At 38.1% G+C, this 9,430-nt stretch carries 9 protein-coding genes; 7 read left to right on the top strand and 2 right to left on the bottom strand.

Annotated features, from left to right (window positions below; all coding sequences use genetic code 11):
* Positions 1 to 222 precede the first annotated feature (222 nt).
* Positions 223 to 561: a hypothetical protein gene (locus tag ACO6HM_RS11290; protein WP_485391139.1), complete on the top strand. Its 339-nt coding sequence runs from the start codon at positions 223 to 225 to the stop codon at positions 559 to 561.
* Between the two features lie 16 nt (positions 562 to 577).
* On the opposite strand, the gene aroC is transcribed toward ACO6HM_RS11290, so the two are convergent.
* Positions 578 to 1,699, bottom strand: a complete 1,122-nt coding sequence (gene aroC, locus ACO6HM_RS11285; RefSeq protein ID WP_485391138.1) for a chorismate synthase — start codon at positions 1,697 to 1,699, stop codon at positions 578 to 580.
* 151 nt (positions 1,700 to 1,850) lie between these two features.
* On the opposite strand from aroC, the gene ACO6HM_RS11280 reads away from it, so the two are divergent.
* The 4 genes from ACO6HM_RS11280 (at position 1,851) to ACO6HM_RS11265 (ending at position 6,651) form a co-directional block, all read left to right on the top strand.
* The gene (locus ACO6HM_RS11280) at positions 1,851 to 3,653 is read left to right on the top strand and encodes an aminopeptidase P family protein (protein WP_485391137.1); all 1,803 of its coding nucleotides are present in this window, start codon (positions 1,851 to 1,853) and stop codon (positions 3,651 to 3,653) included.
* A complete protein-coding gene (locus ACO6HM_RS11275) occupies positions 3,653 to 4,069 on the top strand; it encodes a GNAT family N-acetyltransferase (RefSeq protein ID WP_485380238.1) in 417 nt (138 codons plus the stop codon). The genes ACO6HM_RS11280 and ACO6HM_RS11275 overlap by 1 nt, the downstream gene beginning before the upstream one ends.
* Positions 4,070 to 4,676: 607 nt before the next feature.
* On the top strand, positions 4,677 to 6,017 hold the full coding sequence (locus ACO6HM_RS11270; RefSeq protein WP_485391136.1) for a DUF4885 family protein: 1,341 nt from the start codon (positions 4,677 to 4,679) through the stop codon (positions 6,015 to 6,017).
* Between the two features lie 304 nt (positions 6,018 to 6,321).
* Complete coding sequence (locus tag ACO6HM_RS11265) at positions 6,322 to 6,651, top strand: hypothetical protein (protein WP_485391135.1); 330 nt, start codon at positions 6,322 to 6,324, stop codon at positions 6,649 to 6,651.
* Between the two features lie 61 nt (positions 6,652 to 6,712).
* Here the strand turns inward: ACO6HM_RS11265 and ACO6HM_RS11260 are convergent, their stop codons facing one another.
* Positions 6,713 to 7,468 (bottom strand): SDR family NAD(P)-dependent oxidoreductase, encoded by a 756-nt coding sequence (locus ACO6HM_RS11260; RefSeq protein WP_485391134.1) that lies wholly within the window; start codon positions 7,466 to 7,468, stop codon positions 6,713 to 6,715.
* Positions 7,469 to 7,788: 320 nt separating this feature from the next.
* Between ACO6HM_RS11260 and ruvA the strand changes: the two genes are divergently transcribed.
* Entirely contained in the window at positions 7,789 to 8,400 is a 612-nt protein-coding gene (gene ruvA, locus ACO6HM_RS11255) for a Holliday junction branch migration protein RuvA (RefSeq protein ID WP_485391133.1), read from the top strand.
* 13 nt (positions 8,401 to 8,413) lie between these two features.
* Positions 8,414 to 9,415: a Holliday junction branch migration DNA helicase RuvB gene (gene ruvB / locus ACO6HM_RS11250; RefSeq protein WP_485391132.1), complete on the top strand. Its 1,002-nt coding sequence runs from the start codon at positions 8,414 to 8,416 to the stop codon at positions 9,413 to 9,415.
* Positions 9,416 to 9,430: the final 15 nt, after the last annotated feature.

Here is a 9,430-nt window from a genome sequence, read left to right as displayed (position 1 = left end):
AGGATATGGTAAAGAAAGGTCAGCTGGAAAATATTGATAAGCAAATCGAAAATAATATGAGGGAGATACTAACTCATGGGCAAATCTCTGGTCTGACGAACAAAAATCTCATATGAGGTTATGCTGGAGGATAAGACTGCCATACAAGCCAAAGGCCTATAACTACACGCAATCTTGTTACAGATGGTTCTATCACAGAAAATGTATGTGTATGTGGAAACAATGGTAACATGTGCGAACCAGATACCGAAAACTGATGGGTATGGAAGTTCCCAAAGACTTGGCTTGAAAGCGGCAAACAGCAGACGTGACTATTGGCTTACAACACTGACAGTTTCCGTTAACATGGTAATGACAAAAGAAAGACTGATAAACAGTGGCTTTTATGATTTAGCCGCAGCATATCAGTCTGTGCACGTCAACTATTTAAAGCGCTGTATACGAGAACCGTACGTAAAGTGCTGTGAGAGAATGGCAGTTGGTCACCGCCTTATACTCGCTTCAAAGTATAAATGTTATGAGTCAATTATATATATAAATCCAAGCAGTTTTATACCTTGAAATGAGTAAGTTTATCTTATTTTTTGTCATATATTTTCTTCAAATTATCCAGTCTTGAAACTGAATTCTGAAGCAGTAAATCAGCAAGTACAAGGGCTGTCATAGATTCAACAACTACTACTGCACGGGATACAACAATAGGATCGTGGCGGCCCTCTATGTTTATATCAATTTCTTCCTTGTATTTATTAACAGTGCTTTGTGTCAAAGCAATTGACGGAGTAGGCTTAAAGGCAGCTCTAACAATGAGAGGTGAACCGTCACTCATTCCGCCTAGAACACCACCGCTATGATTGGTAGACTTTTTAATTTCTCCATTTTCACAAATGAAGGCATCGTTGTTGTCAGCACCTGTGCTTCTTGCAGAGGCAAAACCATCGCCTATTTCAACTCCCTTAACAGCTCCTATTGAAAATAGAGCCTGACCAAGCCTTGCATCGAGCTTATCAAAAACTGTCTCACCAAGCCCTGCGGGAAGCCCTGTGGCTACACATTCTACTATTCCGCCGGCAGAGTTTAAGCCTTTTTTAATCCCCTCCAGATATCCCTCAGCCAACTTTGTAGATTCTTCATCAGGCATATAAAGCGAGGAATTAAGTACAGCCTCTCTTGTTATTTTACTTCTATCGTTAAGTAGGTCAGCTGGCAAGCTTATATTTCCTATTGAGTGAGTGTAAGCAAGGATATCTATGCCAAATTCTTTGAGAAGCTTAGCTGCTACAGCACCTGCGGCTACTCGGGAAAGGGTTTCTCTTCCTGATGAGCGGCCTCCTCCCCTGTAGTCTCTAAAGCCATATTTTTCATCAAAGGTATAGTCGGCATGCCCCGGACGGTAGTAATTAGCAATCTTATCGTAGTCCTTTGAATGCTGGTCTGCATTTCTTACCATCACCGCAATCGGAGTGCCCGTTGTAAGCCCATTGAACACACCTGAAAGTATTTCTATATCATCAGTTTCTTGTCTGGGAGTAGTATATTTGCCGGTTCCCGGGCGCCTTCTGTTCATATAAGGGGAAATATCCTCTTTACTTAGAGAAAGTCCTGCAGGACAGCCGTCTATAACCACTCCAAGTCCTGCACCATGAGACTCTCCCCAAGTAGTTATCTTAAACAAAGTTCCAAAAGTTGAACCTGCCATAACCTTCCTCCTAAATACTAAATATTAGATAATGTAATTAAATACCTTATAAATATATATGTCAAGAATGAAAATCAATGCTTTAAAAAACTCCCCCATTGTGTTAGACTTTTCATATAAAAATTAGTTCGTTCTAATCAAGGAGGACAAAATGGAAGTTAAAGAAAAACTGGCAAAATTAAGAGAGAAGATGGCTGAGGCGGGTATTGATTTTTATCTTATGCCTACAGCTGATTTTCATGAATCAGAATATGCAGGAGAGCATTTTGGAGTAAGAAAATATATGTCAGGCTTTACCGGTTCAGCGGGCAGCCTTTTAGTTGGTAAGGATAAGGCTCTTCTTTGGACAGATGGCAGATATTTTATCCAGGCTGAAAGAGAGCTCTCAGGGAGCACTATTGAACTTATGCGTATGGATGAGGAGGGGGTTCCTACTATATCAAAGTATATTGAAGATAACATTCCTGAAAAAGGTGTGCTTGGCTTTGATGGAAGAGTTATCAATTCTGCACTTGGCAATAAGATTAAAGCTGCCATTGAAAAGAAAAATGCTACTATCAAATATGACAAGGATCTGGTAGATGAAATCTGGACTGACAGGCCTGCACTTTCCGTTAAGCCTGCATTTTTTCTTGAAGAAAAATACTCAGGCAGACCGGCATCAGATAAGCTTACCTTTGTAAGAGATAAAATGAAAGAAGAGGGAGCTGATGCCTTTATACTTACCTCCCTTGATGATATAGCCTGGCTCTACAATATGCGTGGAGATGACATCCCTTGCAACCCTGTAGTGCTGTCATACACTGTTGTATTTATGGACAAGGCTGTAATCTTCTTAAATGAAGCAGTCCTTAACGATGTACTTAGAGCTGAATTTGAGAAAAATAATGTGGAAATCAGACCTTACAACGATATTTACGAATATGTAAAGGGGCTTAAGGATTGCAAGAAGGTCTTGCTTGACACCAATAAGGTAAACTATGCTATTTATAGCAATATACCTGAGAATGTTGAAAAGCTTCCTAAGGTAAATCCAACAACCCTTGAGAAGGCTAAGAAGAATTCTACAGAGATAGAAAACATCAAAAAGGCTCATGTAAAAGACGGAGTAGCCATGGTGAAGTTCATTTACTGGGTAAAGAAGAATGTTGGCAAGATGAAGATTACCGAGATTTCCGCAAGCGATTATCTTGAGGAGAGAAGAAGGGAGCAGGAAGGCTTTATTGAACTCTCCTTTGATACTATAGCTGCCTACAATGCAAATGCCGCTATGATGCACTACTCAGCTACACCTGAGCATGATACGGAGCTTAAGCCTGAAGGCTTTTTCCTTGTTGACTCAGGCGGACAGTACTATGAAGGAACCACAGATATTACAAGAACCATAGTACTTGGCCCTCTTAAAGATGAGTGGAAGAGGGATTATACGCTTACACTTAAGGGACATATGAACCTCTTAAATGCAAAGTTTCTCTATGGATGTACAGGCATTAATCTTGACATCCTTTGCCGTGCTCCACTTTGGAATATTGGTATAGACTACAGGTGTGGAACAGGTCATGGTGTGGGCTATCTCTTAAATGTTCACGAGGCGCCAAATGGCTTCAGATGGAAGATGGTTCCTGAGAGGAATGATAGTGCAGTTCTTGAAGAGGGCATGATAACAACAGACGAGCCGGGTGTATATACTGAGAACAGCCATGGTATAAGAATTGAGAATGAGCTTCTTTGCAAGAAGGACATTAAAAATGAATATGGTCAGTTCATGTGCTTTGAGTCTGTAACCTATTGCCCTATTGATAAAGAAGCAATCGATGTGAAATACCTTGAGAAGAGAGACATAGAGCAGATAGATGATTACCACAAACTGGTATATAAGGAACTTTCACCTTACTTTGAGGGAGAGGAGTTAGCTTGGCTTAAGGAGGCTTGTGAGCCAATTAAGGAGAAATAATGGAAGTTATACTTAAAGAATACGCAGTATATAAAGAAGCAGAAATTCTTGGATTATATACAAGTTTAGGCTGGACAAATTATACTGATAACCCTGAAATGCTAAGAAATGCTTATTTGAATTCCCTTAAGATATATGGAGCCTATGTTGATGACAAGCTGATTGGCATAATCAGGGTGGTTGGTGACGGATATTCTGTAATCTTCATACAGGACCTCTTAGTTCATCCTGAGTTCCAGAGAAAAGGAGTTGGCACGCTTTTGCTAAAGAAGGTACTTTGTGAGTATGATTCTGTCTACCAGAAACATTTAATAACCGAAGACAATGAAAAGACTACATTATTCTATAAATCACTTGGCTTTGTAGACAATAGTGAGATTGGGTGTAAGGCATTTTCTGTGTATAAAGTAATGTGATGACATTTTTGATGCTTTTTCGGGTAAAACAAAAGTTGCTACCGTAGGTTGCGTGATTGTAAGCTAAAATATAAGAGGAAGTATAGTAATGTAGATACTTCCTCTTTTGTTGTGCGTCAAACGTTGCACGTTTCTATCTGGTGCAGTCCCGAATCCACCTGATAGTGGGAAGGATGAGGCGAAAGCAAGACTGTCTATGGAGCATTTCGAATCTTATGGAAGCCTGATATGAGAAGGATATTAACCCATGGCGAATTGAAAATCTAACTTTCATTTATAAAAGTAACTTCCGCTTGAACCGGAAACTACTTCTTTATCTAGGTAATAACTTCGGCATAATTTACAATAAAAAATATATAACTAATAAAAGTTAAGGCAGTTTTTCTTTAACATTTTAAAATATTTGAATGGAATATTATATATTTTTAATTAATCATCTAAATTTTTATAGAAAATATCCGATATAATGAATGATAGGTTAATTTGACCTATAAACAAAATTTACTTTAAGAAAGTGAGGGCTATTTATGAAAGCGATTGTGTCACTAAAGAAAGTAGACTACACTTATGATATAACTTCCGGCTGGAATTTTAGGTAGGTAAAAATATGGATATTACAAGGACTACTACGCCTAACGCTGGTAGTCCTTCCTACCAACTGGAAGGACGAACAGCTAAAAATTTATATAAGGGACCGTCAGTAGAGTTAAAAGACAAAATTGATAAAATGTATGAAGAAATCAATCGCAAAAACAAGTCTTTTGCTGATCCAGAAGATCATATACGTAGAAAATATTTCGACCCAACCTACTTACACTATCAGGTTTTAGATGGTAATCTTAGTTCAGGAAATCGTATGGATGCATATATTAACGAGATGAAAGTTTTAAAGGGCGGAAAACCTAATGTTTCTGTTATAGACTATGCTTACCGCGGCTATGAAGCACCTAGAATTCATGGAGAAATAGAGAGCTTTAGAAGAGCTATTCATGACAGGCTTAACATGGACTTTCAGGTATCTAAACTCTTTGAAGAAAATGGCATTCGTATTCCAAACGGAGTTTCCCTGACCTTTAGGAGCGATTTATATACTAAGAGGATAACTGTTTTAGGAAAGATAGATGATAATTTAAAACAAAAGATTGAAACTGTTTTAAACCAAGGAAAGAATGCTGATGTCTTATCATTGCATATTGTTCAGTCAGCTTCATCCCTTGGGAAGTCTGAGCAGTACAGCCTTGAAAAGAGCAGGCTTTGGAATTTAGCCAATAAAATTTACCGTTATACCGGCTATGATATGAGGGATTTGGAAGCAAGAGAAGGCAGCTTTTTCACAAAGGATGGAGAGAATATTCTAGAAAAAGTTGAAGAGGGTGTTAGAAATGAAACAACAGACAATACCCCTACCGAGCAGAGAGCAGCATTAGGTATGTTGCGCTCAAACGTAAAATACTTTTCAGAAAAAGGTATTTATAAAGAAAATGCTTTTACTGATATTGAGTTTAAGGATGGTCACTTGCTTGATGTACGCCAAAAATATAAATACGGAGTAGGGCAAAATGGCTGGATACATGATATGGCAAAGGAAAAAGGTGTGGATGATTATGAGCTTTCTAAGGACGGAATCAAACTCCTATCTAAAGGAGAGCCTTTTATAGTACCTTCTGTGAAAATTGCAGCCTACCAAAAGACACAAAAAGAAGATGATTTGCCACTACATAGAGTTATAAAGAAGGCTCTTGATGAGTTTTTTGATAAAATTAAACTTGATATACCTATGGGTACAAACCTTAAGATTTTTTATGATAAAATGCCACATAAACTTTTTGTATATGGTATACAAAGTGGTGTGATTTCTGATATGGTAAACTCATCTATAAACCAGAATAAAGAATTGCTGGATTTGTTTTCAAAGTTGTCCATGGTTAATTTTTCTAAAAAAATATAACCTGCCATAATAAGGGAAGCACGAAGAAATTCGCGGCTTTTCTTTTTGCGGGTGGGCTAGCGGCGCACGTTTCTATCTGGTGCAGTCCCAAATCGCCAGATAGTGGGAAGGATGAACTAAAAGGAAGTGTGCCTATGGTGACCTCGAGTTTGAAGAAAGGTGGATATGAGGAAGACATTAATTTATGGTAAATTGAAAGTCAAACTTCCATTTATAAATAGAATTTATGGTTATCAAACAAAATCTGGTGAATGGATTTTTGATTATTTTGTAAAATCACATAAATAAAGGAGAATCTTACTATATGGTTGATATTGAGTTATATAAAAAAATGATTGATTATAACTTAGATAGTCTTGATATTATAAAAAAGTCTAAACAAATTATGATTGATTATTTTAAAGAAATTTTAGAAACAGATTCTTCTGAGTATTTTTTAAAAGATATCTGTTTAGAAACTCTTGAAGATAATACAAAATTAATTTCTTATGGCGTTAGATTTGATGTATTAAGAGATAACCTGTTTCAATTTTGTATTGTTTTTCAAATATACTCAAAAGAAAAGGAATTTTTATATAACTATTATTCATATTTTGATGTAAATGGTAATCTGATTGATAATTTTATAGATTAAGTTTAATATCGTATGTATAGTGCTGTGAGGTGACGGCGGTTAGCCACCGCCCCCTACCGGACTACAACAACTTACTTCTTTGCACCCTGTAGCTTATTTTAGTAATCAGTCCCAAAGGCATAAATCTGCTTCCAAGGGCCCCAAGAGCTGTGAGATTATCCGAGAAAACCAAAGACTGTCTCCTAAACATGGCCTTTAAGCCTCTTTTTGCGCAGTCCCTAGGTGCAGCAGTGGCAAATTCTTTGGAAGCTCCTGCTGTAGAGAAAAATTCAGTTTTCATAGGCCCGGGGCAAAGTGTGGTAACTGATATAGGCTTGCCACTCCTTTTTAGTTCTTCATTTACCGCCGTAGAAAGGCTAAGCACATAGGCCTTTGAAGCGTAGTAGGTGGAGAGAAGAGGCCCTGGTAAGAAGGCTGCAATGCTTGCAACATTAAGTATATATCCCTTTTTCTGAGTTTTTATAAACTCCTGACTAAGAAGGGTAAGTGCAGTAATATTGGTATTAATCAGGTCTACATTGTCCCTGCCTGACATATTGTTAAATGTACCAAGTATGCCAAAGCCGGCATTGTTGATTAGGACATCAATCTTCTTTGTGAAGCATTTACCTGCAAGATTCAATACCTCACTTACATCCGATAAATCAGCAGAAACAACCTCCACCTTTATATTATATTTCTTTTCTATAGCATTTTTAAGTGCCATAAGCCTGTCTTTTCTTCTGGCAGTTATAATAAGGTCATATCCGTTCATTGCAAGAAGTCTTGCAAATTCAACCCCAAGTCCACTACTTGCACCTGTAATCAAAGCTAACATGAGTAGCCCTCCTTTATGTATATAAATCGTATCAAAGGTTAATAAATTCTTTTGCAGGCAAGCTTTAACAGAATTTTTATGCGTTTGACACCAACAACATATTAAATCATTTTTACTAAATAAGCAAATATTTTACTTTCTAGATTAAGTGCCATTAATGTAATAATTGACTACATTTTACATATCAATAATGCAAACAAAAACTACATTTTAGGCACGAATACTCACAAATTTCCACCTCTAAACTTTGACATAGAGCCCTATTTGTTGTATCATAGAACTGATTAAATTTTGACAATAAACTATGTAGGAGACTGTATATGATAGCCTCAGTTAAAGGAAAATTAGAGAGTGTAACCGCTGATAGTGTGATAATAGATGTAAATGGTATGGGAGTGGAAGTGATAGTGCCAAACAATGTAATCGGCAGGCTTCCAAAGCAGGATGAGGCTATAAAACTTCATACCTATCTACACATAAGAGAAGATGCTATGCAGCTTTTTGGTTTTCTTGAAAAAGAAGACCTGGACTTTTTTAAGCTCTTAATTACGGTTAACGGTATAGGACCTAAGGCTGCGATTGCCATACTTTCGTCTATGTCTACAGATGTGCTTACCTTTGCTATACTTTCTGAGGATATAAAGACCATAGAAAAGGCTCAGGGAATAGGAGCCAAAACAGCTAAAAAGCTGGTTCTTGAGCTTAAAGACAAGGTTGGTGTCATAAATGCCAAGGCTGTGGAGCTACGGTCTGATTCATCTCCTTTTATTTCACTGACTATAGGAAGTGCGATTAAAGAAGAAGCATCACAGGTGCTTGAGGCTCTGGGATATAGTAGGACAGAGGCTATGAAGGCAATAACTGCAATTGAAATAACAGAGGAAATGACATCAGAAGACTTGGTTAAATCAGCTCTTAAAAATCTGATGTAAAAGGTTGAAATAGATGCAAAACGATACAAAAAGACGGATAATATCTACAGTCGCTTCAGAGGAAGATATAAGAAATGATGATACTCTAAGGCCTAAGTTTTTGACTGATTACATCGGACAGAAAAAAGCTAAGGAAATGATGAAGGTGTATATAGAGGCAGCTAAGGGAAGAGAAGAACCGCTTGACCATGTGCTTCTTTACGGCCCACCGGGACTTGGCAAGACCACTCTTGCCGGCATCATAGCAAATGAAATGGGAGTACATATTAAGATTACCTCAGGTCCTGCCATAGAGAAGCCGGGAGATGTTGCAGCCATATTAAACAATCTCAAAGAAGGGGATGTGCTCTTTGTAGATGAGATTCACAGGCTGAACAGACAGGTTGAAGAGGTACTTTATCCTGCTATGGAGGACTTTGCCATAGATGTGGTTATAGGAAAAGGTGCAACTTCAAAGAGCATTAGGCTTGAACTGCCCAAATTTACTCTAATAGGTGCAACCACAAGGGCGGGTATGCTTTCTGCTCCTCTTAGGGACAGATTTGGAGTGGTAAATAGACTAGAATACTATACTCTGTCTGAGCTAAAGACAATCATAATGCGTTCTGCAGGTGTGCTGGGAGTGAAGGTGGATGAGGATGCCGCCCTAGAGATGGCAAGACGTTCAAGAGGTACTCCAAGACTTGCCAACAGGCTGCTAAAGAGAGTCAGGGATTTTGCAGAGGTGAAGTATGACGGAAAGGTAACTAAAGAAGTTGCCACTGAGGTGCTTGCACTCCTTAATATAGACAGTTACGGGCTTGACCATATAGACAGAGAGATACTTACTACAATGATAGAAAAGTTTAACGGAGGCCCTGTTGGCTTAGAGACAATAGCGGTTTCCATAGGAGAGGATACGGCTACAATAGAGGATGTATATGAGCCATATCTGATTCAGTCGGGATTCCTAGCAAGAACACAAAGAGGAAGGATAGTTACTGACCTTGCCTATACACATTTGGGCTTAAGGTAGACTACGTTGGGGTGA

The sequence above is a fragment of the Catonella sp. genome, assembly GCF_057250765.1.
The sequence above is the reverse complement of the archived record's forward strand: the minus strand, read 5'-3'. Positions and strand labels throughout refer to the sequence as shown.

Bases quoted from the DNA above. Each gene is read 5' to 3' on its own strand.
- ACO6HM_RS11280 (WP_485391137.1), top strand. From the start codon at position 1,851: ATGGAAGTTAAAGAAAAACTGGCAAAATTAAGAGAGAAGATGGCTGAG.
- ACO6HM_RS11270 (WP_485391136.1), top strand. From the start codon at position 4,677: ATGGATATTACAAGGACTACTACGCCTAACGCTGGTAGTCCTTCCTAC.
- ACO6HM_RS11275 (WP_485380238.1), top strand. From the start codon at position 3,653: ATGGAAGTTATACTTAAAGAATACGCAGTATATAAAGAAGCAGAAATT.
- ruvB (WP_485391132.1), top strand. From the start codon at position 8,414: ATGCAAAACGATACAAAAAGACGGATAATATCTACAGTCGCTTCAGAG.
- ACO6HM_RS11290 (WP_485391139.1), top strand. From the start codon at position 223: ATGGTAACATGTGCGAACCAGATACCGAAAACTGATGGGTATGGAAGT.
- ACO6HM_RS11265 (WP_485391135.1), top strand. From the start codon at position 6,322: ATGGTTGATATTGAGTTATATAAAAAAATGATTGATTATAACTTAGAT.
- ACO6HM_RS11260 (WP_485391134.1), bottom strand. From the start codon at position 7,468: ATGTTAGCTTTGATTACAGGTGCAAGTAGTGGACTTGGGGTTGAATTT.
- aroC (WP_485391138.1), bottom strand. From the start codon at position 1,699: ATGGCAGGTTCAACTTTTGGAACTTTGTTTAAGATAACTACTTGGGGA.
- ruvA (WP_485391133.1), top strand. From the start codon at position 7,789: ATGATAGCCTCAGTTAAAGGAAAATTAGAGAGTGTAACCGCTGATAGT.